At 66.1% G+C, this 22,932-nt stretch carries 18 protein-coding genes; 12 read left to right on the top strand and 6 right to left on the bottom strand.

Annotated elements, in window-relative coordinates; genetic code table 11:
• Positions 1-1,290: a glutamate dehydrogenase GdhB gene (gene gdhB, locus ACRYA2_RS19030; protein WP_433631783.1), complete on the top strand. Its 1,290-nt coding sequence runs from the start codon at positions 1-3 to the stop codon at positions 1,288-1,290.
• A 241-nt stretch (positions 1,291-1,531) separates the two neighbouring features.
• On the opposite strand, the gene ACRYA2_RS19025 is transcribed toward gdhB, so the two are convergent.
• Positions 1,532-3,184, bottom strand: coding sequence for an outer membrane protein assembly factor BamB family protein (locus ACRYA2_RS19025; RefSeq protein ID WP_433631780.1), 1,653 nt, complete (start codon positions 3,182-3,184; stop codon positions 1,532-1,534).
• 289 nt (positions 3,185-3,473) lie between these two features.
• Here ACRYA2_RS19025 and ACRYA2_RS19020 point away from each other — a divergent pair, with 289 nt between their 5' ends.
• The gene (locus ACRYA2_RS19020) at positions 3,474-5,711 is read left to right on the top strand and encodes a hypothetical protein (RefSeq protein ID WP_433631777.1); all 2,238 of its coding nucleotides are present in this window, start codon (positions 3,474-3,476) and stop codon (positions 5,709-5,711) included.
• A 163-nt stretch (positions 5,712-5,874) separates the two neighbouring features.
• Here the strand turns inward: ACRYA2_RS19020 and ACRYA2_RS19015 are convergent, their stop codons facing one another.
• The gene (locus tag ACRYA2_RS19015) at positions 5,875-7,026 is read right to left on the bottom strand and encodes a PrnB family protein (protein WP_433631774.1); all 1,152 of its coding nucleotides are present in this window, start codon (positions 7,024-7,026) and stop codon (positions 5,875-5,877) included.
• A gap of 312 nt (positions 7,027-7,338) precedes the next feature.
• Here ACRYA2_RS19015 and kynU point away from each other — a divergent pair, with 312 nt between their 5' ends.
• From kynU to ACRYA2_RS18985, 6 genes are all read left to right on the top strand, one after another.
• Positions 7,339-8,625 (top strand): kynureninase, encoded by a 1,287-nt coding sequence (gene kynU, locus ACRYA2_RS19010; protein ID WP_433631771.1) that lies wholly within the window; start codon positions 7,339-7,341, stop codon positions 8,623-8,625.
• 123 nt (positions 8,626-8,748) lie between these two features.
• Positions 8,749-10,416, top strand: coding sequence for an acyl-CoA synthetase (locus ACRYA2_RS19005; RefSeq protein ID WP_433631768.1), 1,668 nt, complete (start codon positions 8,749-8,751; stop codon positions 10,414-10,416).
• A 120-nt stretch (positions 10,417-10,536) separates the two neighbouring features.
• Positions 10,537-11,520, top strand: a complete 984-nt coding sequence (locus tag ACRYA2_RS19000; RefSeq protein WP_433631765.1) for a BtrH N-terminal domain-containing protein — start codon at positions 10,537-10,539, stop codon at positions 11,518-11,520.
• 89 nt (positions 11,521-11,609) lie between these two features.
• Positions 11,610-11,918 carry a hypothetical protein gene (locus ACRYA2_RS18995; RefSeq protein ID WP_433631763.1) on the top strand — a complete coding sequence of 103 codons (309 nt, stop codon included), beginning with the start codon at positions 11,610-11,612 and terminating at the stop codon, positions 11,916-11,918.
• 58 nt (positions 11,919-11,976) lie between these two features.
• Positions 11,977-12,273, top strand: coding sequence for a hypothetical protein (locus tag ACRYA2_RS18990; protein ID WP_433631760.1), 297 nt, complete (start codon positions 11,977-11,979; stop codon positions 12,271-12,273).
• A 32-nt stretch (positions 12,274-12,305) separates the two neighbouring features.
• Complete coding sequence (locus ACRYA2_RS18985) at positions 12,306-12,719, top strand: DUF8048 family protein (RefSeq protein WP_433631757.1); 414 nt, start codon at positions 12,306-12,308, stop codon at positions 12,717-12,719.
• Between the two features lie 209 nt (positions 12,720-12,928).
• On the opposite strand, the gene ACRYA2_RS18980 is transcribed toward ACRYA2_RS18985, so the two are convergent.
• Entirely contained in the window at positions 12,929-14,728 is a 1,800-nt protein-coding gene (locus ACRYA2_RS18980; protein WP_433631754.1) for an L-aspartate oxidase, read from the bottom strand.
• Positions 14,729-15,023: 295 nt separating this feature from the next.
• Complete coding sequence (coxB, locus tag ACRYA2_RS18975; RefSeq protein WP_433631751.1) at positions 15,024-15,815, bottom strand: cytochrome c oxidase subunit II; 792 nt, start codon at positions 15,813-15,815, stop codon at positions 15,024-15,026.
• A 296-nt stretch (positions 15,816-16,111) separates the two neighbouring features.
• On the opposite strand from coxB, the gene ACRYA2_RS18970 reads away from it, so the two are divergent.
• Positions 16,112-18,397, top strand: coding sequence for a DUF6789 family protein (locus ACRYA2_RS18970; protein WP_433631748.1), 2,286 nt, complete (start codon positions 16,112-16,114; stop codon positions 18,395-18,397).
• Positions 18,394-19,035 carry a DUF7979 domain-containing protein gene (locus tag ACRYA2_RS18965; RefSeq protein ID WP_433631745.1) on the top strand — a complete coding sequence of 214 codons (642 nt, stop codon included), beginning with the start codon at positions 18,394-18,396 and terminating at the stop codon, positions 19,033-19,035. The genes ACRYA2_RS18970 and ACRYA2_RS18965 overlap by 4 nt, the downstream gene beginning before the upstream one ends.
• Here the strand turns inward: ACRYA2_RS18965 and ACRYA2_RS18960 are convergent.
• The gene (locus ACRYA2_RS18960) at positions 19,032-19,859 is read right to left on the bottom strand and encodes a cytochrome c oxidase subunit 3 (RefSeq protein WP_433631742.1); all 828 of its coding nucleotides are present in this window, start codon (positions 19,857-19,859) and stop codon (positions 19,032-19,034) included. The genes ACRYA2_RS18965 and ACRYA2_RS18960 overlap by 4 nt on opposite strands.
• Before the next feature lie 110 nt (positions 19,860-19,969).
• Here ACRYA2_RS18960 and ACRYA2_RS18955 point away from each other — a divergent pair, with 110 nt between their 5' ends.
• The gene (locus tag ACRYA2_RS18955) at positions 19,970-20,263 is read left to right on the top strand and encodes a hypothetical protein (RefSeq protein ID WP_433631739.1); all 294 of its coding nucleotides are present in this window, start codon (positions 19,970-19,972) and stop codon (positions 20,261-20,263) included.
• A gap of 146 nt (positions 20,264-20,409) precedes the next feature.
• Here the strand turns inward: ACRYA2_RS18955 and trpB are convergent, their stop codons facing one another.
• Positions 20,410-21,561, bottom strand: a complete 1,152-nt coding sequence (trpB, locus tag ACRYA2_RS18950; protein WP_433631737.1) for a tryptophan synthase subunit beta — start codon at positions 21,559-21,561, stop codon at positions 20,410-20,412.
• 196 nt (positions 21,562-21,757) lie between these two features.
• Here trpB and ACRYA2_RS18945 point away from each other — a divergent pair, with 196 nt between their 5' ends.
• The gene (locus ACRYA2_RS18945; RefSeq protein ID WP_433631735.1) at positions 21,758-22,927 is read left to right on the top strand and encodes a thiamine pyrophosphate-dependent enzyme; all 1,170 of its coding nucleotides are present in this window, start codon (positions 21,758-21,760) and stop codon (positions 22,925-22,927) included.
• Positions 22,928-22,932: the final 5 nt, after the last annotated feature.

Genomic DNA, 22,932 nt, shown 5'->3' with positions numbered 1-22,932 from the left:
ATGTCATCGCAAAAACTCAACGACGCCGACGCCGACGTTCGCTCCGCCTCGGAATCGGCCCTCGAGACCGCTCGTCGGCAACTCTCCGAAGCCGCGACGCAGGTCGACGTCGACAGCGGCGTCATCGAACGGCTGAAACACCCGACGCGAGTCGTCGAGGTGACAGTCCCCCTCAAGCGGGACGACGGCGAGGTCGACGTGTTCACCGGCTATCGAGCGCAACACGACGACGTTCGCGGTCCGTACAAGGGCGGCCTCCGGTACCATCCGGACGTGACGGCAGAGGAGTGCGTCGGTCTCTCGATGTGGATGACCTGGAAGTGCGCCGTGATGGATCTGCCGTTCGGCGGCGGCAAGGGCGGCGTCGTCGTCGATCCGAAGACCCTCAGCGATGACGAGAAAGAGCGGCTAACGCGGCGGTTCGCGGAAGAGATCCGGGACACCATCGGTCCGAAACGGGACATCCCCGCGCCGGACATGGGCACCGACGCCCAGACGATGGCGTGGTTCATGGACGCCTACTCGATGCAGGAAGGCGAGACCACGCCCGGCGTGGTCACCGGCAAGCCGCCCGTCGTCGGCGGCAGCGAGGGCCGCGACGAAGCCCCCGGCCGGAGCGTGGCTATCATCGCCCGCGAGGCGGCCGACTACTACGACTACGACCTCGAGGAGACGACGGTCGCGGTCCAGGGGTTCGGCAGCGTCGGCGCGAACGCCGCCCGCCTGCTCGACGACTGGGGCGCGACCGTCGTCGCCGTCAGCGACGTCAACGGTGCCGCCTACGACCCCAGCGGACTCGACACGCACTCCGTCCCGTCGCACGAAGAACAGCCGGAGGCCGTGATGCAGTACGGCGCGCCGAACACGCTCACGAACGAGGAACTCCTGGAACTCGACGTCGACGTGTTGATACCCGCGGCGGTCGGGAACGCTATCACCGCCGACAACGCCAACGACGTCGAGGCCGACGTCGTGGTCGAGGGCGCGAATGGCCCGACGACCGCCGCAGCCGACTCCATTCTCGACGAACGTGACGTCCACGTCATCCCGGACATCCTGGCGAACGCGGGCGGCGTCACCGTCTCGTACTTCGAGTGGCTGCAGGACATCAACCGCCGCCAGTGGTCGCTCGAACGCGTCAACGACGAACTCGAATCCATGATGCTGGACGCCTGGGAGACCGTTCGACGCGAAGTCGAAGCCGGCGATACGAGCTGGCGGCAAGCAGCCTACATCGTGGCGCTTGATCGCATCGGCGAAGCCAAAGAAACTCGGGGACTCTGGCCGTAGTCGGCCCCCGACGCCCGGAAGCGAGCCACAGTTACGGTGGGCGCATCGCACTCGCTTCGCGCGGATGGGTTCGCTTGTTCGAGGCGCCGTGCGATGCGCCGGGTCAGGGGCGGGCAGACGCTAATGGACGCTTCTCCGCGCGTATTCGACCTCGCCGTCGACGAGCGCGAGCCGACGCGTCGACGTCCGAAAAAGGAGGGGCGCCAGCGCGGACCGAGAGGGCGCGCTTCGGGGGCCGCCTTCACTCCGACGGAATGGTGACCGCCGTCGCGTCCGTTCGACCGCGTGCGTCCGTGACTCCGAGCCGGACCGTCACCGACCCGCAGTCCGGTACCGTCACGCGGACGCAACTGCCGAACTCGTCGTATCGACCGTCGCCGTCGGTGTCCCACTCGTATCCCAGTTCCCGTCCCGCCGAGCAGGAGGCGTCGAGCTCGATAGCGTCGCCGGGCTCGAGCCCGCACGAATCGAGGTCCGGCATCGCGTCGATACAAGCCTCCACCGCCGGGCACCGGTCGTCGCCGGGCGGGTCGGCCGGGGGCCGGCACTCCTCGCCCGGCCGCCGGTCGGCAGAGCGGAGGGCGTGGAAGTTGGAGTAACGGACGTACCGGTAGTCGAGCGTCGACTCGCCCGGGTACGTGGCGATGTACAACCGCCCGTCGACGACGGCGGGGGTGCCGGCCGCTGGCGGATTTTCCGGCGAGGTCGCGAGACCGTCACTGTCGAGGAGGTACGCCCACTTCCGGCGGCCCGTCGACGCGCTCGACGCGTCGACGAGCGCTCGACTCTCGCGGTCGGCCGACGTCGGCGCGTACCAACCGCCGACGTACACCGTCCCGTCGGCGACGGTCGGGTCGCTCCGGAGTTTCCCGCTCGTCGTCCGCGTCCACGTCACCGTCCCGGTGTCGGCGTCGAGCGCCTTCACGACCGAGCTATCGTCGCTCGAATCGAGAAGGAACAGGCGTCCGTCGGCGAGCGCGAGTCGTCCGTCCCGTTCGTTCATCTCGTCGTGGGTCCACTCGACCCGCCCGTCGGCCATCGAGCGGGCTTCGACGCGGACCTCGTCGTCGTCACCGTCAACGTAGTCGGTCCGGACGAAGTACACCCGCTCGTCGCCGGCCACGTTGTTCCCCAGGATGGCGTCGTCGTCCACCTCCCACTCGACCGAACCGGTGTCGGCGTCGAGCGCGGTCCCGTCGCTAAAGAAGACGGTCCCGTCCGCGTAGCTCAACGCGCCCTCCGCTCGCTCCGCGATTCCCCCGACGTCCTCCGCATGCCAGACCGTGTCGCCGGTGTCTGGGTCGAGCGCGAACGCACCTCGCTCGTTCGCGAGGTACACGCGGTCGTCGGCCACGACGGGCGTGGTACAGTGTGGCTGCTGGAGACGGGTCCACTCGATGTCGCCGCTCCGAGCGTCGAGCGCGTAGACGCCGGCCTCTTCGGCGCCCGACGTCTCGTAGTCGCGCGTGACGACGTAGAGCGTTCCGTCGCCGAGCGACGGCGTCTTCGTCGCTGGAAGGTCGGACCGCTTCCAGCGCCGGTCGCCGGTCCGGCCGTCGTACGCGCCGACGTACCCCTCCTGCTCGCCGGGGCCGTTGTCGCTCGTCACGGCGAGATACACCGTCTCCCCGGCGACGACCGGTTCCACGTCGTACATGCTTCCTTCCAGGTCCGTCCGCCAGTCGGTCGCGGGGAACGGCGTCGGACCCCGGTCGTCGGTCGCTCCCGTTCGGTTCGGCCCCAACCGGACGCCCGTCCAGGCCTCGAATCCCGACCGCCGACGCTCCGCCCTGTCGGCGGTGGCGACCTGACCGGCACCGCCGACAGCCCCGAGCGCGACACCTACCGTCTTGAGTAACGTTCTCCGATTTTCGCTGTAACTTCTATCGCTCATGTGCCGTAAAGCCAGAAATTATCCGATTTCACTTCGTTATTCGTACGTTACTCGAAATATTACTAATATATATATATATATATAGGATATAACAATAATTCTTTCCAGAATTAAATGAGATATGCTCGACAAAAGAGCAAGCAAAACCGATTATCGTAGTACGATTAATGTCGAAATACTTCGGAAAGATATGCGGACTCGGTCGGAGGGTCAGAAAGGAGAGCGAACGACGCGGGGTCGCGTCGGGCGACCGCGAACGACCGCCGCATCGCCCACGGGGGGGACGTGAATGCCGACCTATAACATCGTCGACGAGGGAGCGGACAATACCGGCGAGACCGCCATCGACCCCGTCCTCGAGAGACTGGTCGGCAGCGATACGACCATCCTGTTCCCGCCGGGCACGTACCGACTCACGGAGCTCGTCGTGGAGTCCGGCACCACCGACCTCGAACTAATCGCGCCGGACGGCGCGCGCCTCGTCCCCGGCCGGTCGGGCGACAACGTCCGCTGGATCGACGTGTACTCGCAGGGGTTCGTCCTGGACGGCTTCGAACTCGACATGCGCGACGTGCCGGTACCGCCATTCGTCCGGATGAACGACACTGCGGGCGACTGGGAACTGCGACCGCTCGTCACCCGGGGGAAGGTTCGGGAGGCCACCGATACGAACGTCGGCACGAACGACTCCGGCGACGCGCGGACGTACTTCCGACTGTCCGCGGCGGCCGGGACCCGGGGGCTCCTGCAGGACTGCTACTTCCACGAAGGCGCGTGCGAGCCGACCGAGGCCAGCAATCGGCGGGCCATCCTCGTCGAGTCGGGGAATGGCGACCTCGTGTTCAATCGCTGCTGGTTCGAACTGTGGGCCGAGAACACGGTGTACGCGAAGAAGCCCGAAGGCGCACTGCGGATTTTCAACTGTTACTTCCGCAACACGCAGAACGGCATGCGCCTCGGCGGCAACACAGCCGTCCGCAACTGCGTCTCCATCAAGGACGGTAGCCATCCGATACAGGCCTGGTCGGGGGGCTCGCTCCAGCGCGGCGTGAACGTCGAAGCCACCGACCCGGCGAATTCCAGCCGCGGCATCGACAGCTACAACGGAACGCTCACCGTCGCGGACAGCGACTTCTACCACCGCTACCCGTCGTCGAGCTGCGGCGGCGCGATTACGGCACCGGTGCCGTGCGAGCGCATCAACGTCCAGGACGTTCGCGTCAGTTACGACTCGACGAAGAACCTCGACGCAATATACACGTACGAGAGTTCGACGAACCTCTCGTACCTCCAGCTCGAAGACGTCTCCGTCCGCAACGACCACGATTCGGAGTACGCGGTCTGGATCGGTCAGGAGCCGGATAGGTGGGGAACGGTGTCGGGCACGCTGGGGGGGAGCGGCCCCCAGACGAACTCCTCTTTCGTCAGTTCCCGCATGACGACCGACGGCGATCCGCCAGCGCCCGACACGACGCCGCCGAACCCCATGCCGGTCGGAGACGTCCCGATGGAGCCCTCACAACTCCTCCGTATCGACAACGCCGGTAACGACTCGGCCGCCACCTACGACATTGAGGCCGGCAACTACGTCCTTCCGGCGGGGAACGACGGGGCGACGATAACGATGAAGTGGGGGCCGAACGGGGAGCCGCTACGGCCGCCGAACTCGCAGCGAGCGACTGGGACGATTCCGGCGGGCGACGTCTACGCCTTCTACGTGACCGGCGGCATCGTCTCGGCGGACGTGACCGAACCGGCCACGCTGACCGTGGACGGGGAACCGTACGCGCCGCCGGCGGCGCTCCTGACGAACGCCATCACGGCCGACCAGCCGAACGCGGAGTTCTGGAACCAGGTCGAGTCTGTCGCCCCACAGGACCGCGTCGTCGTCGCGAAACCGCTCTCCAACAGGGGCGGTCAACCGACGCACGTCCGCCTTCGGAACGTGGCCGACGGCGACTTCGAGTACCAACTCGAGGAGTGGGCGTATCTCGACGGCCGACACGTCACCGAGACGTTCCACAGCCTCGCCGTGGAACCGACCGAACAGGTGCTGCAACTGGACAGCGGCGCACCGTATCGGGTGACGGCAAGCAGAACGGACGCGAACCACACCTTCGAGTCCGTCTCCCTCGGGGATTTCTTCGGGACGCGGACGCCCGTCGTGCTTGCACAATCGCAGACGTACCGGGGCGCGGACCCGATAGTCACGCGAGTCCGGAACGTCTCGAGCGACTCCTTCGACGTACGACTCCAAGAGGAGGAAGCCAAGGGATGGCACGCGAGCGAAACAGTCGGCTACGTCGCGCTCGAACAGGCGACGGGCGCACTCGACGGGAGGCCGTTCGAGGTACGGAGGACCGACGCGACGATAGGTCACGAGTGGACTCGCATCCCGTTCGAGCAGCAGTACGACCTCCCGCGATTCGTCGCCGGCATGCAGACGTTCAACGGTACCGACACGGCAGAGTTGCGCTACCGGAATCTCACCGGCGACGGCGTCGACGTCAGGGTCGAAGAGGAGTAGAGCGCCGACGCCGAGACGAACCACTGGGACGGCGAACGCGTCGGATACCTCGTCACCGAGGGCGCTGAGTGAGCGGCCGTCTCATCGCTTCCGTCGTAACCGCCGACGCTCGTTCGAAGCGGTGTCCCGGGCCGATCGCAGACGAACTCCGGCGCGATGGGAGTCAGCCCGACGACAGTCTGCTGTTCCGCGTGTCGTCGGTGAACGACGTGAGAAAGCGGCCGTACGGGGTTCCGCCGGTCCCCTCGGTGTCGTCGAGCTGGTTCACGAGGTACGTCTCGACGACGTCGACGTGGTGTTCGCGGAATGTGACCAGCTGGTCGATGCAGTCGTTGTAGGCGCCACGGAGGGCGTCGTCGGCGCGGTCGACGTGGTCGCGGAGGGACGGTCCGTCCTCGACGGCCTCGACGAACGCTCGATGGGCGGGTGGCATGTCCTCTCGCAGTTCGTGGAGGTGGTCGACGAGCGGGTTGTCGCCGTGGTCGATGCCGAGGGCGGCGTCGAGCGCCGGAACGAAACTGGACTGTGCGCCCGAAGCGCCCCGATACGACTGGTAGCCGTCGAGTTCCGGGACGCCCTCGTACTCGACGTTGGTGAGCGAGTTCAGGTACGGTCGGAACGCCCGTCCGTACTTCTCGGGTGCGTTCCGTTCGGGCATCCTGTCGAGGATGGCGGTCACGTCCCGCAGGGCGTCGGTGATAGTGCGGAGCGCACGGACGACCCGGTCGGTGTCGTCGTCGAGGACGCCGCGCTGGGCGTCGCCGATGGCGGCGATCGCCGGTCCGGCCGCGCTCTCGATGGCGACGTGGACGGCGATGAACCATCGCTCGTCGCGAAGGCTGGCGAACTGCGTGATCGGGCGGACGTTCGGCGGTCCCAGCCCCTGTTCGGGTTCGTCGCGCGTCCAGTTGTGGAGGACGTAGGCGTCGTACGAGAGGACGGGCGTGCATCCGAGGCGGTCGGTCGCTTCGTAGAGGGGGACGGCGACGCCGGCTGGAATCGTCTCGACGTCGGCGTCCGGGTCGTTGACGTACGCGTTCGCGAGGAAGCCGGTGGTCCGGTAGACGTGGTAGAGTTCCCGGTCGGAGAGCCCGTCGAAGATGTCTCTCGGCGGTGCCGAGAGGTCGCGCACCTTCGGCCCGAGTTCGTCGCGTTCGAGAAGCGACGGGAGCCGTTCACCGAGTTCGTCGAGTCGCTGGAGTCGCGGATGTGCGTCCCTGCCGAGCGAGGAGCGGGGTGTGACGTCCGGGAGGAAGCCCCGTTCGGGACTGACGCCGAACCGGTCGGGGTCGGGTGCCTCGTCATCGGTTGTCATGGTACCGTCGGAGTTCTATTTAGCCGCAGTAAAAGATGAAGGTTCGTTTTTCTGTCATCTCTGGCGGATAGCTGCCAGAGACGTACATTAGATTACATACCGGGTCACCGCTCTCCGGTTTTCACCGGTCCCGGGAACCGACGACGGGAGAGCGACCCCCGACCCGTCGCCGTCGGTCATTCCCGTTTCGGGGCTCTGCCACGGTCGGTAATCTCATCCTGACGACCGACGCCGCCGCCCGAAGCGTCCGCCTTCGTTCTCCCACGCATACCTATCCGAAAAACCCAACAGAGAAGCAGTAGCATACGAACTATGGACGACGACTTCGAACGCGGACGCGAGTACGCCCGCGAACGCGACCGGTCGGCCGCTCTCGGCGTCCGCGACCGCTTCTACCGTCCCGACGACCTCTACATGGACGGGAACTCCCTCGGCCCGCTCTCGACGGACGCCGAACACGTCCTCCAGCACGTCCTCGACGAGTGGCGCGAACTCGGGATTCGAGGGTGGACCGACGGCGACCCGCCGTGGTTCCACTACGGCGAGCACCTCGGCGAACGCCTCGCGTCGCTGGTCGGCGCTCGCGACGACGAGGTCGTCGTCGCCAACTCCACGACCGTCAACATCCACACGCTCGTCGGCACCTTCCTCACGCGGTGCGACCGGGAGAACCGCGGGCAGAAGGTCCTCGTGAACGAACTCGACTTCCCGACCGACCACTACGCCATCCGCGCGCAACTGCGAAACCGCGGGCTCGACCCCGACGAACATCTCGTCGTTGTCGAGTCCAGAGACGGACGGACGCTCCGCGAAGACGACGTCGCGGCGGCCCTCGACGCCCACGACGACGTCGGCATCATGTTCATGCCGTCCGTGTTCTACCGTTCCGGACAGCTCCTCGACGTCGAACGCATCACGGAGCTCGCGCACGCACACGACGCGTACGCCGGCTTCGACCTCGCACACTCCATCGGCGCGGTGCCGCACTCGCTGGCCGACCACGGCGTCGACTTCGCCGCGTGGTGTCACTACAAGTATCTGAACGCCGGGCCAGGTGCCGTCGCGGGCCTGTACGTCCACCGCGACTACCACGGCGAGACCCCGGCGCTCGCCGGCTGGTGGGGACACGAGAAGGAGACCCAGTTCGAGATGCGGACGACCTACACGCCGGCGCAGTCGGCCGGCGCCTGGCAGACCGGCACGATTCCCGTCCTGAGCGCCGCGCCGCTGCTCGGGGTCATGGACATCGTCGACGAGGTCGGCATCGAGGCGCTGCGCGAGCGGTCGGTCGAACTCACCGAGTATCTCGTCTTCCTCGTCGACGAGCGTCTGCCCGAGTGTACGGTCGGGACGCCGCGCGACCCCGACCGGCGGGGCGGCCACGTCGCCGTCGAGCATTCCGAAGGCTACCGCATCAGCGAGGCGCTCAAGGAGCGCGGCGTCGTCGTCGACTTTCGGCCGCCGAACGTGGTGCGCGTCTGCCCGTCTCCCTTCTTCGTCGGCTTCGAGGAGGTTTGGGAGACGGTCGACCGACTGCGCGAGATTCTCGACGAGCGCGAGTACGAGACGTTCGAGCGGCGCGGAAGCGGAGTGACGTGACCGCCGGTCGCCGGGTCCCCTGGTCGACCCTGACACGCATTCCACACGTCAGAACTTCTACCACTGCCACGGTAGTGTCAAGTAGCGATACACTATTATGTCATGGTATCGCATACCTTCGGTATGCTGCACCACGAGAGCATCCAGCGACCGAACGTGCCCACGGACCGGTTCCCCGACCCCGACGCACGTCCGGACCTCGTCCACGCGCTGCCCGAGCTCCACTATCCGGAACGGCTCAACGCGGCGCCCGGCTTCGTCGACCGGCACGTCGACGCCGGACGCGGTGACGCACCGGCCATCCACTTCGAGGGCGAGACGCTGACGTACGCTGACCTCCAGGAGCGGGTGAACCGACTCGGAAACGCGCTCCGAAGTCTCGGCGTCGAACCGGGTGAACGCGTGTTCGTCAGATTCCCGAACCGGCCGGAGTTCGCCGTCGCGGTCCTCGCGACCCAGAAGATCGGCGCCGTCCCGGTACCGTCGATGAAGCTCCTGCAGGCGAAGGAGGTTACGTACGTCCTGGAAGATTCGGCGGCGACCACCGCGCTGGTCGACGACGGCCTGCTCGCCCCCGTCGAGGCCGCCGACGAGGAGTGCGAGACGCTGGAGACGGTCGTCGCCGCAGACCGGGCGGGCGTCGACCACGACTACCGCGACTACGACACCCTCGTCGCCGACGCCGCACCGACGCTGGAGCCCGCCGACACGCGACGAGACGACCTGTCGATGCTCGCGTACACCAGCGGGACGACGGGCCGACCGAAAGGGACGATACACACCCACCGCCAGATGCTGGCCATCGCCGACGGATACGCGCGGTACTGCCTCGACCCGTCGCCGGACGACGTCTTCACCGGGAACCCTCCGCTGGCGTTCACGTTCGGGTACGGGATGCTCGTCGCGTTCCCCCTCCGGTTCGGCGCGAGCACCGTCATCGTCCAGAACCCCGAACCGGCCGACCTCCTCGACGCGGTCGAGGCACACGACGTCACCGTCATCGGGTCGATTCCGACGGCGTACAACCAGATGCTCGGCGAACACGGCGACCGACTCGCCGAGATGGATAGCTCGTCGCTCCGTCTCGGCGTGAGCGCGGGCGAACCGCTGCCGCCAAGCACGTTCGACCGGATACAGGAACGGCTCGGCATCGAACTGCTCGACGGAATCGGCACCACCGAGATGCTGCACATCTTCATCAGCCACCGCAGAGACGACGACGTCGACCCGTCGGCGACGGGGTATCCTGTCCCCGGCTACGAGTGCAAGGTCGTCGACCCGGACACCGGCGAGGAGGTCGACCGCGGCGAAGCCGGACTGCTCGCCGTCCGCGGACCGACCGGCGTGGACTACTGGGACCGGCCGGACGAGCAGGCGAGAGCCGTCCGGGACGGATGGAGCGTCCCCGGTGACGTGTTCGTGTACCGTGACGACGACCGGTTCGAGTACAAGTCCCGGCAGGGCGACCTCATCATCGCCAGCGGCTACAACGTCCCGGGTCCCGAAGTCGAGAACGTCCTGCAGGAGCGCGACGAGGTGTACACGGCCGCCGTCGTCGGCAGTCCCGACGAGGAGCGAGGAAAGATAGTCAAGGCGTTCGTCATCACCGCCGACGGGTACACCCCGGACGCCGGTCTCACGGAGACGCTCCAGTCGCACGTCAAGGAACGTATCGCACCCTACAAGTACCCCCGCGAGATCGAGTACGTCGACGACCTGCCGACGACCGAAACCGGCAAGATACGGCGCGACCGGCTCCGGGAGCGGGAACGCGAGCGGTCGAGCGCCTGAGCACCGGATCGTCCCGGTCGCCGTTCGCGCCCGTACCGGTCTCCGTCTCGTCCCCGAGACGACCGCCGTCGGTCAAGTCGCAACGGTATCGATTTCAACCAGTGCGGTGATAACACGGGTATGCTCACGGGATACGAGCACTCGCCGGGTGCACACTGCGGTTCGTCGTCGCTTCGCAACCTCGCCGCCCACTACGGGTGGGGATTCGACGAACCGTTCTGCTTCGGACTCGGAGCTGGCCTCGGATTCGGATACTACGAGGGCGGACCGGCGAGTCGGACGATAATGGGTCGCAACGGCCGACTGGAGACGTTCTTCTTCGACAACCTCGGCGTCGACTACGTCGAGCGTTCGGGGCAGGAGTGGTCCGCGGCGTGGGACGACGTCCGCGCCCGACTCGAGGCCGGGACCCCGGTGATGCTGTTCGTCGACCTCTACTATCTCGACTACTTCGACACGAGCACGCACTTCGGGCCGCACGTCGTGCTCTGCATCGGCGGTGACGAGGACGAGGTCGTGCTATCGGACGGCGAGTTCGACGAGCGACAGACCGTCGGGACCGACGACCTCCGGCGAGCCTGGAACTCGGAGTACGGGTTCGCCCCACTGGAGAACCACTGGCTCGCAGTCACCGACCCGGCGGTTCCGGAAGACACCGCAGCAGCGGTCAGGGCGGCGGTCGAACGGACGGCGACCGTCATGCTCGATTCCGGAGACGCTGCGTGGGACACGCAGGGCGTCGCGGGGATACGGCAGTTCGCCGAGGAGTTGCCGGACTGGCACCGGTTCGAGGACACGGGATGGTGTGCGCGGTTCGCGTACCAGAACGTCGAACGCCGGGGGACCGGCGGCGGTGCGTTTCGTCGTCTCTACGCCGACTTCCTGGACCAGGCGAGTTCCACGGTCGAGCTTCCCGAGGGGAGTTCGGACCGACTCCACGCCATCGCGGACGACTGGACCGACCTGGCCGGGACGCTCAAGGACGCGAGCGAGGCTGACCCTGACGAACAGCGCGGAAAGCTGGAACGGGCGGGCGAGCAGGCGGCGGCGTTGGCAGACGAAGAATCCGCGTTCTTCGGACGGCTGCGGGACGCCGTACGGTGACGGCACCGTCGACTCGACACCGTCACTCCGGCGGAGATTCCCCGACGGCGAAAAACGACAAACGCATCGCCCCCCAAGACTGCACCGTGATGGCAACGGACACCGAAACTCTCGAGGGATACGTCATAGACGGCGGCTGTATCCGGAAGAACGGGCGCGAGGAACTGCTCGAGAAGGCGCGGGAACACACGCGAGAGTGCGCGCTCATGGGTCACTGCATCGAAAGCGGCTACGGCGTCGTCACCGAGGGCGACCGGTTGACGATGCTCGACCCGGAGGCGACTCCGAAGGTGGTCGACGTCGTCCAGGAATCCGACACCCAGGAGGGAATCCGCCTTCGCGTGACCCGCGAGAGAGGCGACGGCCAGATGGAGACGACGGACGTCGAGGAGCTATAATAACCGACGACGTCTCCTGCCTCAAGAACTATCCGCGAGGGTCACGAACCACGCACCGATGAGTTCGCGAACACCCAAGGAGTGCGTCGACCTCGCAGTCGACGAATCGGCGAGCAAGGACCGACGTGAAGACGCAGTTCAGGAGCTCAAAACGGCGAACGAGTGCGACGAACTCGAAAACCTCGTTCGGATGGACGACCTGGACGACAGGTATCGCGAACAGGCGCTGCGGGCGCTGGCCACTCCCCAGTGCGACTCGACTCTCCGGGAACTCGTCGAAGAAGGACCCCTCGACGAGTCGCTCCGGGAGAACGCGACGGAGTTGCTTCGCAAGGTCGAGGAGAACGCCGAGTAGGGACGCTCTCCTCGATTTCCGACACACCACCAATGACAGACCCATCCCATCCGTTTTCGGCCGACCGCATCGAGGGCGTCGCGGAGGAACGCGACGTCGACGAGGAACGCCTGGACGAGACGCTCGCGCAGCTCCAGAGCGAACTCGACCGTAGCGACGGAGGCTACGAGTACTCCTCCGAGTTCAATTTCGGGTGGCAGGACGACCGGGCCACCTACTTCTACGGCGGTGACGACCTCTGGACGTGGTTAGCGGAGAAGCTCTCGGTCCCCGACGAGTTTCTCGACCCCGCCCGGGACGTCCACTACAGGACCATGGTGGAGGCGGCGGCAGAGCGCGACGAGAAGGAATCCGTCGAGGAGATGCTAGCTGACGGGAACGAACCGCTCGTGGTTACCAACACCTCGGAGGGTCCCCCGTCGTTCGGCCAGGGCGATTCGGTCTGACTCCGTCGAAGCCGGTCACTCGGTCCGTTCGAACTCCGGACGGTGAACTCGCTGCCGTCCTGACTGACGACGCTCGTGCCGAGACTTGGCGATGGGAGTGCGAAGCCACGAACTCGGTAGCCGCCGAGGCATCTTCGGGGTGGAATGGCGACGAGGTGAGTGGAACTGGTAACACGACCGGCGGTTTTTCCGGTACCGGAGACCGGCAGCTACTCGAGCTGGTGGTAGTCCAGTTCGTAACCGGCATTGAGCGCGTCCTGGACTACGGCGCTGGGTGTCCTGATTGGTGCCGTCGTCAGTCGCATCGCGCCGACGCTGTCGCGCTCGACGACGATGTTCCGCTGCCAGTCGGGACTAACGTCGGGGTAGTCCGTCCGGTAGTGCGCGCCACGTGACTCCGTACGCTCGCGCGCGCCACGCAAGACGGCCTCGGCGACGACCAGTGCCAGCCCGAGGTCGAGCGCGAACTCGAACGAGCGACTCGTCGGTCCGCCGACCGCGAGGTCGTTCGCGCGTCCGCGGATTCGATCGAGTTCTGCGAGCCCGGAAGCCAGTCCCTCTTCGTCCCGTATGATGCCGGCACGACTCCAGAGTAGTTCGCGGACTTCGTCGAGCACCGTGCGGGGGTCGTGTGTTCCGTTGCTGTCGGCCAACATCGCCAGGTCGGCGAAGTGGCGCTCCGCGCGATCGTATAGCACGTCGCTGTCGCCCCCGATCGACTCCGTCGCGAGTCTTGCCGCGATAGCCCGTCCGGTGACCTGTCCGAAGGCGACTGTCTCGGCGAGCGAGTTACCGCCGAGCCTGTTTGCACCGTGAACGCCCGCCATCGTCTCGCCGATGGCGTACAGCCCGTCGATACGCGTCTGGCCGACGCTGTCCACTGTGACGCCGCCCATCCCGTAGTGGGCGGTCGGAGCGACCTCCACGGGTTCCTCGGCCATATCGACGCCGAGGTCCGAAAACCGCTCGTACATCCGCGGAAGGCGCTCCTCGATGAACGACCGACTGCGATGCGAGATATCCAGATAGACACCGCCGTTCTCCGTCCCCCGTCCCTCAGCGATTTCCCGGGCGATAGCGCGGGCGACCACGTCGCGGGCGTCGAGTTCCATCTGGTCGGGCGAGTATCGCTCCATGAACCGCTCGCCGTCGACGTTGTACAGGCGTCCGCCCTCGCCGCGGACAGCCTCTGTGACTAGCCGTCCATCCCACTCGTCGCCGTAGCGGTCGCCGACCATTCCGGTCGGGTGGAACTGGACGAACTCGACGTCCATCAGTTCCGCACCGGCCTCGTAGGCCAGCGCTGGGCCATCGCCGGTGTTCTCGTCGTCTCGCGACGAGTGTCGCCGATAGAGACTGGCGTAGCCGCCGGCCGCGAGCACTACGACGTCGGCGTCGAAGACCACGAATTCGCCGGTCTCCATGTCGTGTCCCGCAGCGCCGAGCGTTCGACCTCTCTCGGTCACGAGCCGAGAAACGAAGACGTTCTCGTGGTAGGGGACGTCCAGGTCTCGTGCACGTTCGACGAGCGTATCCAGAAGTGACTCGCCGGTGTGGTCGCCGGCGAAGGCCGTCCGCCGGAACGATTGAGCGCCGAAGTAGCGTTGGTCTATTTCGCCCTGGTTGGTGCGGCTGAACGGCATCCCCCAGTCGTCGAGCTCTCGCAATAGCGCTGGCATTCGCTTCGCGACAGTCTCGACCTTTTCGGGATCGTTGAGGTATCCCCCTTCCCTGAGCGTGTCCGCAGCGTGAATCGACCAGTCGTCTTCGGGGTCGTGCGTTCCAAGTGCGCCGTTTATTCCACCGCGTGCCCACTTCGTGTGGGCGTCACCGTACTCCTGCTTTCCGATGACGAGTATCTCCTCCGGGTCGATTCCCTGTTCGACCAACTCGATGGCCGTCTGCGCGCCGGCGGCGCCCGCGCCGACGACGAGTACGGTCCGCTCGACTACCCTGTAGTCGGCCGGGTCGAGCGGTACAGCATCACCTGTTCGGTTTTCAGTTCTCATACCTATTCTTGGTACTCACCAGGCTTAACGGCGTTGTGAGCGATACACGAGGCGTCTCATCCCGTATCTATTAGATAACTTATTTTTTAGAATTCTGGTCGAACTCGATTGGTGCCCACCCTGTGGACAGATTGTAGGTATCCAAGGGTTCGATGTACGGACTCGCGAAGGAGGTTTGCTTCCACCCTCGACGGGTCGTCAGCTCTCACGAACAGGGACGTTCGATTCCGGTCGCGTCGCCTACAGGTGGCCAGAGCATAGCTCTCCACCACGTACCTTCGTGGGCGGAGATTGGTTAGTTATCGCCCGCGCTCGACACACCCTCACTCCGCATACTCGCGGTCGTTCGGGTAGAGTTCGAGCCATTGACCTTCGACGCGTCGTTGCGTCGAAGCCAGTCGCGATACTCGTCGGGAGGGAGTACCCGCACAGTCGTCCGCATCTCCGAATGACCCGCACCGCAGAGTTCGGCGCAGTAGCCGCGGTACGTTCCCGGCTCGAAGACGCGGGTGTGGATGACGGTCGTCCGGCCCGGGAACACGTCCTGTTTGACGCCCAATTCGGGAACGTACAGCGAGTGGATCACGTCTTTGGACGTCATGCGAACGTAGACGTCACGGTTCGCAGGCAGAACGAGTTCCTCCTGGTCGGTGACGTTCCGCCCTGGATAGCTGAACTGCCAGTCCCACTGGTAGGCGAGCCCGCGGACGACGACGGCGTCCTCCGGGACGTCCGCGGCGGCGTTCCCGGACTGGTTCGGTGAGATGTACGGATTGCCGAGGACGCTGTACGCAGCGACTCCGACGAACAGGAGGATGATGGCCGTCGCGACGGTCCACGTTATCTCCAGCGAAGGGGCCTCGGCCGTCGGGAGCGGGTCGTCGTTGTTTCGGAACCGATAGACGGCGTAGACGAGGATGAGTTCGACGAACAGCGTGAGCGGAATGGCGACGTAGAGCAGCTGGAAGTTCAGCTGGTCGATAAGCTGCCGGTTCACGGATTGTGCCGCCGCCGGCTCGGCTACCACTCCCACGGCCAGAGTGACGAATCCCCCCACGACTGCCGTGCGACGGTCCCCCGGTACCATCACCACCATCGGTCGGTAGGCGGCGAGTTATATCTGTTGTCCAACGCGGTTCACGGCCATCGCCGGGGCGGGTAGACGATTTCGAGCCAAGCGGTGTCTTTCCACGGCGAACGCCGGCGGTTTCCACCGCTCGCCCCGGTACGTCACCCTTCACCGGCCGTGAACCCGGGTCTTTCGACGACGGCCCCCGATTTTATTGGAACGAGTGTTGAGACAGGTGGTGGAGCAACGATGGACTGGGGGACGCAAGGAGGGGGAGACCTGCGGGTCCGAGCGGCGCGATCGGGGAGAGGGCGATGAACCGCGCACTGGTCGAAGTGGGACTGCTCGCAGTGCTCCTCGTCGGGTGCTGGGCCGTGGTCCGGCGGTCGAAGGCGGGGAGCGGCAGGTCGAGCAGCGACGGTGGTTCGACCGGCGGATACGGACGGGAGCGCGAACGCGAGACCGGAATCGGACGGTTCCGGGAGACGGTCGGTCGCTGGACGACGACGACGAATCACCGCGAGATAGGGATACTGTACCTCGTGTTCGGAACCTTCGCGGCGCTCTGGGGCGGGATGGAAGCGATGATGTTGCGGACCGAGTTGTTGACCCCCGAGACGACCATCTGGTCGGCGGAGACGTACAACGCCCTCTTCACGACGCACGGCGTCACGATGCTGTTCTTCTTCGTGACGCCCGTCTTCTTCGGCATCGGGAACTACTTCCTGCCGCTGCTGATCGGCGCGGACGACATGGCGTTTCCACGGCTGAACGCCGTCGGCTTCTGGCTGTTACCGCCGGCACTGCTGATCGCGCGGTCGGGCCTGCCCGCGCAGGTCGTCGGACAGTTGCTCGGACTCCTCGTCGAGACCGGCGACGTCCTTCGATTCTTTCTGACGCTTCGAGAGCCGGGAATCGGCTGGACGCTGTACACGCCGCTGTCGATACAGGTCCCGGATCCCCAGATAAACTTCCTCCTGCTCGGCCTCCACCTCAGCGGTATCTCGACGACCGTCGGCGCGATCAACTTCGTCGTCACCACCGTCTACGAGCGCGGCGAGGACGTCGGCTGGCCCGACCTCGACATCTTCTCGTGGACGATGCTCACGACCAGCGGCATCGTCCTGTTCGCGTTCCCGGTGTTGGGCAGCGCGCTCGTCATGCTGTTGCTCGACCGTAACTTCGGGACCACCTTCTTCGTGACTGAGGGCGGCGGTCCCATCCTCTGGCAGCACCTCTTCTGGTACTTCGGCCATCCCGAGGTGTACATCATCTTCCTTCCGGCGACGGGACTGATGAGCCTCATCCTCCCGAAGTTCGCAGGACGAAAGCTGTTCGGGTTCAAGTTCATCGTCTACTCCACGCTGGCTATCGGCGTGCTGAGCTTCGGCGTCTGGGCCCACCACATGTTCGCCACCGGCATTGACCCGCGCATCCGCGCCAGCTTCATGGCCGTCTCCATCGCCATCGCCGTCCCGAGTGCGATAAAGACGTTCAACTGGATAACGACGATCTGGTCCGGGAACCTCCGGATCACCGCGCCGCTGTTGCTCTGCGTCAGCGGTATCGGTACGTTCGTCATAGGCGGCGTCACCGGCGTGTTCCTCGCCGTGATTCCCATCGACATCCTCTATCACGCGACGTACTACGTCGTCGGCCACTTCCACCTCATCCTCATGGGAATCATTCCGTTCATGATGTTCGCAGCGAGCTACTATTGGTATCCCATCGTCACCGGTCGGATGTACGACCGCCAGCTCGCGCTCTTCCAGTCGATGCTGCTAGTCACGGGGTCGGTTGTCACGTTCGGAACGCTGGTGGTAATCGGATTCTTGGGGCTCCCGCGCCGGCACGCGAACTACCCCGCCGAGTTCATCCCCTACCAGCAGGTCGCGACGGTCGGCGCCTACGTCATTGGTATCAGCGTTCTGTTATGGCTCTACAACATGCTCTGGTCGTACCGGAACGGACGGCCGGTCGAGGACGCCGACGTCTGGAATCTCAAGGGAACCGATCAGTTCACCCGCGAGTGGCAGTGGTTCGAACGGCGACTCGAAGAGCAGTACGGCATCGAGCCGACCGAGCCGGAGATGGTCCGACCGGCCTCGACGAGCGTCCCCGGCGAGGGAAGTCCGACCATCCTCCGGGGCGTTACGCCGCTAGTCGGAACCGTCTCGCAGGTCGTCGCGGCCGCTGCCATCTCCGGACTCGTCGGAACGCTGCTAATGGCGGGAGCGCTCGCGGTTGCGGCCGGACTGGACGTACTCGACCCCGCCGCGTTCGGCGAACTCGCCGAACTGGTCGGCCTGGGACGGAACGTCACCGTCGGGTACGCGCTCTTCCTCGCCGGCGGCATGACGACGTGGCCGCTGTTGTTCGTCGCGTTCGTGGAGTTCCTCCCGGGCAAACCGCTCGTCGTGGCCGGCGAGGCGTTCGTGACGGTCATCTCGGTCGGATTCCTGCTGGCGTTCTACACGGGACAGACCGGCCTCGAACTGCTCGCCTACGTCGTGTTCGTCTTGATCGGACACTGGCTGTACGGCTTGGGACTGGCCGGGACGTTCGGCTACCTGGCGCGCCGCTGGTCCATCGAACTATGACCGACGACGACCCCACGCGACGAGCGACGAACGACTCCGCGGACGGGACCCCGACCGGCGACCCGACGCGCCGAACGGCGTCCACCGCGGGACGGGCGACAACCGACCTGCGCGGATCGGCCGCGCTGACCTACGGTCCGCCGTTCCTCGGCACGCTCCTCATCGCGCTGGGGATGGCCGGTGGCGTCGTCGGCGGGTACGCATTCATCCAGGCCGAACTGGGCCTCTGTGGCGACCCGACGGTCGTCGTCTACTCCCCCGAGGCGACCGACCGGTTGACCGCCGAGCAACCGTCCGGCCCGAACCTACAACGGTTCGGGTTCGACGACCTCACGCCCGCAGAGCGACGAGCGGTCGCAACTGCCGTCTCCGACCCGGCCGGCGAAGCGGAGGTACGGGGACGGTTCGCTCACCGCTCCGCGTTCGAACGCGGCGCGCTCGTCGAGTACCGGGGAGCGACTCGCTACGTCACCATCGCGTCGACGACCGCCTGCCTAACGGTCAATCCGCTCCTGTTCCCGCTCGGCGTCGTCTCCATCCTGCTCGGCGTCGTCGGAATCCTCGTCCCGCCCGTCTACCGCCGCTTGATCGCGCTCGAGGCCCGGTCCGAACGGTCGCGACAGGAGGAGCAGGGCTAAGCGACGAGCGTGGCACCGGCGTAGACGTAAACGACGAGAAAGAGCCAGACGGCGTCGACGAAGTGCCAGTACCACGACACGGTCGTCACCGACGTATCGTGCCCGGCGGCGTACCCTTCGCGTACCGCGCGACCGAACACGATGGACAACAGTACGACGCCGAGGAGGACGTGGAGGCCGTGGAGTCCCGTCAGACCGAAGAAGGCGCTCCCGAAGATGCCGCTCGTCAACGTGAACCCTTCTTCGACGACGAACTCGTAGTACTCGAACACCTGGCCGACGACGAAGACGACGCCGAGCGCGACCGTTACACCCAGCAGTCGGCGGAACCGGCGCTGATTCCCCTCGCCAAGCGCCGAATGGGCGACGTGGAGCGTGACACTGCTCGCGACCAAAACGGCCGTGTTCACCAACACGAGCGACCCGAATACGTCGGGGACGTCGGCCGGAGTCCACGCTCCAGCCCGGATGTAAAAGTAGTATGCGAAGCCGGCGCCGAACGTAGCGACGTCGGTCACCAAAAAGAGGACCATCGTCATCCGGTACGACGCGCGCTTTCGTTCGTCGGCCGCACGCATTCCACCGACGTACGCCTGGTCGAGCCAGCCGAAGAGACCGACGACGACCACCCCACCCCCTGCGACGGCGACGGCGATACCGAGGGACGTCGGCACGATACCGGCCGCACCGGCGAACAGCGCGACGGCCGCGCCAAGATACAGCGCGCCCGCGCCTGCCGCGGCGACGAACGGCCACAGACTCTGCTCGTGCTCGTGTGCTGGCGCGTCGGAAACCTCCGTCCGACCGTCCGGTGGCTTCGTCATGTGGGTGTCCCAACCGGCTTCGAGAGGTAGTCACATGACAGTAGCGGCCGGCGGACGTCTCCGAACCACGTTCGGGTCACGGCCACTCGTCTCACCTGCTCGACGTTCACGTGACGCGGCGGGGAGTCGGTCACGGGTTGACCTTCGCCCTCCTCTACGGCGGCGACTCCCGGCAGCTCGACGAGTGGTCTCACGCGAGCTACGTCGACGTCTGTCGCTGGGTGGCGACGCCTACCGTCGTTAAGATGCGTCGTACGGCGGGAATCTTCGCTACCGAGCCGTACGCCGCCTCCGCGTACTACATCTCCCGGATGGGCGATTGCTGTCCGGACTGCCCGTACGCTCCCGACGACACCACCGGCGGCGGTTCGTGCCCCTTCAGCGCCCTATGTGGGGGTCCTTGACCGGAACGAGGAGCGGCTCTGCGAGAATCCCATCATCTCCCGTACTCTCGCCCCGACGGCGAGGACCGCGGGCGATTCGTGACCCGGTCCGGGCCCTCCGACGTATCGTCACGGCGGCGAGTCGCGATGCGCTCCGCAACGGAGCTTCAGAGGTCGAACTTCTCCGCGGCGGTCTCCATGTCCTTGTCGCCGCGGCCGCTGAGATTGACGAGTATCGTGTCGTGGTCGCCCTCCTCGGCGAGCTGGATAGCTCGGGCGACGGCGTGGCTGGATTCGAGCGCCGGGATGATGCCCTCCGTCTCGCTCAGTTCGCGGAAGGCGGCGAGCGCCTCCTCGTCGGTGATGCCGGTGTACTCTGCGCGACCGATCTCCCTGAACATCGCGTGTTCGGGACCCACGCCGGGGTAGTCGAGCCCCGCGGAAACCGAGTGGACTTCGACGTCGTCGTCGATGACGCGCGTCTTCATCCCGTGGAGGACGTCGTCCTCGCCGCTGGTGAGCGGGGCAGAGTGGCGCTTCGACTCGGCTCCTTCGCCGCCGCCTTCGGCGCCGTAGAACTCCACGTCGTCGTCGCGGAAGGCGTGGAACAGGCCGATGGCGTTGGAACCGCCGCCGACGCACGCCACCGCAGCGTCCGGAAGCTCGCCCGTCCGTTCCTGGAACTGCTCGCGCGCTTCGCTGCCGATGACGCTCTGGAAATCCCGAACCATTCGGGGGAAGGGGTCGGGACCGACGACGCTCCCCACGAGGTAGTGAGTGTCGTCGACGTTCTGGGCGAAGTCTTCGAGCGCGGCGTCGACGGCGTCGGCGAGCCCTGAGTCGCCGCGGGTGACCTCGTTGACCTCCGCGCCCATCAGCCGCATCCGGAAGACGTTCATCTTCTGGCGCTCGACGTCTTTCTTCCCCATGTAAATCTCGGTGTCCAGGTTCAGGAACGCGCCGACCATGGCGGTCGCAGTCCCGTGCTGGCCCGCTCCCGTCTCGGCGATGAGTCGTTCTTTGCCGGCCCGCTTCGCGAGCAGTCCTTGGCCGAGCGTGTTGTTGATCTTGTGCGCGCCGCCGTGGAGCAGGTCCTCGCGCTTGAGGTAGATGTCTGCACCGTATCGGTCGCTGAGATTGCCGGCGTAGTGGAGCGGCGTCGGTCGACCGGCGAACTCCTCGAACAGCGCCTGGAGTTCGGACTGGAACTCGTCGGTGTCGCTGACGTCGTCGTACGCCGTCGCGAGCCGTTCGAGCGGTTCGACGAGCGGTTCGGGAACGTGACGGCCACCGTAGCCCTGGAAGTCACCCTCTGACATACCTACCTATTACTATTACTACACTTAAATCGTTTGGTGAAGGTCCCGCTCACGGGTAACCGAGCCGTCTCCGTTCGCCGGTTCCGCCTGCGGCCGCTCCTCCGATGCCTCTCGGTCCGCCGACGAAGCGCTCCTCCGGGAAACAAATCTTAATATCCCGTGGTATGAGTGTTGTGGACACGTGACGGTGAACAGCGTGCAAGAAGACATCGACATCACGTCCGACCACGGCGAGGCGACGTCGTCGCTCGACGCCGCGACGCTACGACAGCCCGAGACGGCGCCGGCGCGATACCAGCTCGTGTCGCCGGACGGGACCTACGACGCCGGGACGCTGCCGGACCTCGACGACGAGGAACTGCGCGACCTCTTCCGGTGGATGGTCCGGCAGCGCGTCGTCGACGAGCGGATGGTGAAGCTCCAGCGTCGCGGCGAGATGGGGACGTACGCCTCCGGTCGCGGGCAGGAGGCGAGCATCATCGGCTGCGTCTACGCGCTCGACGCGGACCGGGACTGGCTGTTCCCGTACGGTCGCGAGGCGACGGCCCTGCTGAAACACGGGATGGCGTTGCGGGACCTCCTGCTGTACTGGCGCGGCGTCATGGACGCGAACCGGTTCGAGGACAGCAACATCTTCCCGATGTCCATCGCCATCGGTACCCACATCCCGGTCGGCGTCGGCCAGGCGTGGGGGATGAAACTCGACGGCGCCGACGCGGTCTCGGCGATGTACTTCGGCGAGGGCCATCCGAGTACCGGCGAACTCCAGTCCGGCATGAACTTCGCGGGCGTGATCGACGCGCCGGCCCTGTTCTACTGCCAGAACAACCAGTACGCCATCTCCCAGCCGTTCGAGAAGCAGACGAACGCCAGGTCGGTCGCCCAGAAGGCCATCGCCTGGGGGTTCGACGGCATCCGCGTCGACGGCAACGACGTCCTCGCCGTCTACGACGCCTGCCGGCGCGCCCGGGAGCGGGCCGTCGACGGGAGTCCGGTGCTCGTCGAGGCCGTCACCTACCGTCTCGACGCCCACACCACCAACGACGACCCGTCGCTCTACCGGAGCGACGAGGAGGTAGAGCGGTGGGAAGCCTACGACCCCGTCGACCGCTTCCGGTCGGTGCTGAAGGCGGAGGGCGTCTGGGAGACGGTCGACGAGGACGCGATCCGGGACGAACTGAACGCCGAGTTCGACCGGGCGAAGGAAGCCGCGGACGCGTACGAGTCTGGCGGCGTCGACGAGCTGTTCACGTACCTGTACGAGGAGATGCCGCCGGAGCTCGAACGCCAGCTCGCCGAGTTCGAGGCGCTGCTGGAGGAGCGACCGGACGTGATGGAGTACGTCGACGACAGACCGAAGGGGTGACCGAG

This window comes from Halomicrococcus pelagicus (assembly GCF_050954125.1).
The sequence above is the reverse complement of the archived record's forward strand: the minus strand, read 5'-3'. Positions and strand labels throughout refer to the sequence as shown.

What these genes read in the sequence shown, in the direction of transcription:
- ACRYA2_RS19025 (WP_433631780.1), bottom strand. Translation starts at nt 3,184, where the DNA reads ATGAGCGATAGAAGTTACAGCGAAAATCGGAGAACGTTACTCAAGACG.
- ACRYA2_RS18990 (WP_433631760.1), top strand. Translation starts at nt 11,977, where the DNA reads ATGAGTTCGCGAACACCCAAGGAGTGCGTCGACCTCGCAGTCGACGAA.
- ACRYA2_RS18980 (WP_433631754.1), bottom strand. Translation starts at nt 14,728, where the DNA reads ATGAGAACTGAAAACCGAACAGGTGATGCTGTACCGCTCGACCCGGCC.
- ACRYA2_RS19015 (WP_433631774.1), bottom strand. Translation starts at nt 7,026, where the DNA reads ATGACAACCGATGACGAGGCACCCGACCCCGACCGGTTCGGCGTCAGT.
- ACRYA2_RS19005 (WP_433631768.1), top strand. Translation starts at nt 8,749, where the DNA reads ATGCTGCACCACGAGAGCATCCAGCGACCGAACGTGCCCACGGACCGG.
- ACRYA2_RS18985 (WP_433631757.1), top strand. Translation starts at nt 12,306, where the DNA reads ATGACAGACCCATCCCATCCGTTTTCGGCCGACCGCATCGAGGGCGTC.
- ACRYA2_RS19020 (WP_433631777.1), top strand. Translation starts at nt 3,474, where the DNA reads ATGCCGACCTATAACATCGTCGACGAGGGAGCGGACAATACCGGCGAG.
- ACRYA2_RS18970 (WP_433631748.1), top strand. Translation starts at nt 16,112, where the DNA reads ATGAACCGCGCACTGGTCGAAGTGGGACTGCTCGCAGTGCTCCTCGTC.
- ACRYA2_RS19000 (WP_433631765.1), top strand. Translation starts at nt 10,537, where the DNA reads ATGCTCACGGGATACGAGCACTCGCCGGGTGCACACTGCGGTTCGTCG.
- trpB (WP_433631737.1), bottom strand. Translation starts at nt 21,561, where the DNA reads ATGTCAGAGGGTGACTTCCAGGGCTACGGTGGCCGTCACGTTCCCGAA.
- ACRYA2_RS18965 (WP_433631745.1), top strand. Translation starts at nt 18,394, where the DNA reads ATGACCGACGACGACCCCACGCGACGAGCGACGAACGACTCCGCGGAC.
- gdhB (WP_433631783.1), top strand. Translation starts at nt 1, where the DNA reads ATGTCATCGCAAAAACTCAACGACGCCGACGCCGACGTTCGCTCCGCC.
- ACRYA2_RS18960 (WP_433631742.1), bottom strand. Translation starts at nt 19,859, where the DNA reads ATGACGAAGCCACCGGACGGTCGGACGGAGGTTTCCGACGCGCCAGCA.
- coxB (WP_433631751.1), bottom strand. Translation starts at nt 15,815, where the DNA reads ATGGTACCGGGGGACCGTCGCACGGCAGTCGTGGGGGGATTCGTCACT.
- ACRYA2_RS18995 (WP_433631763.1), top strand. Translation starts at nt 11,610, where the DNA reads ATGGCAACGGACACCGAAACTCTCGAGGGATACGTCATAGACGGCGGC.
- kynU (WP_433631771.1), top strand. Translation starts at nt 7,339, where the DNA reads ATGGACGACGACTTCGAACGCGGACGCGAGTACGCCCGCGAACGCGAC.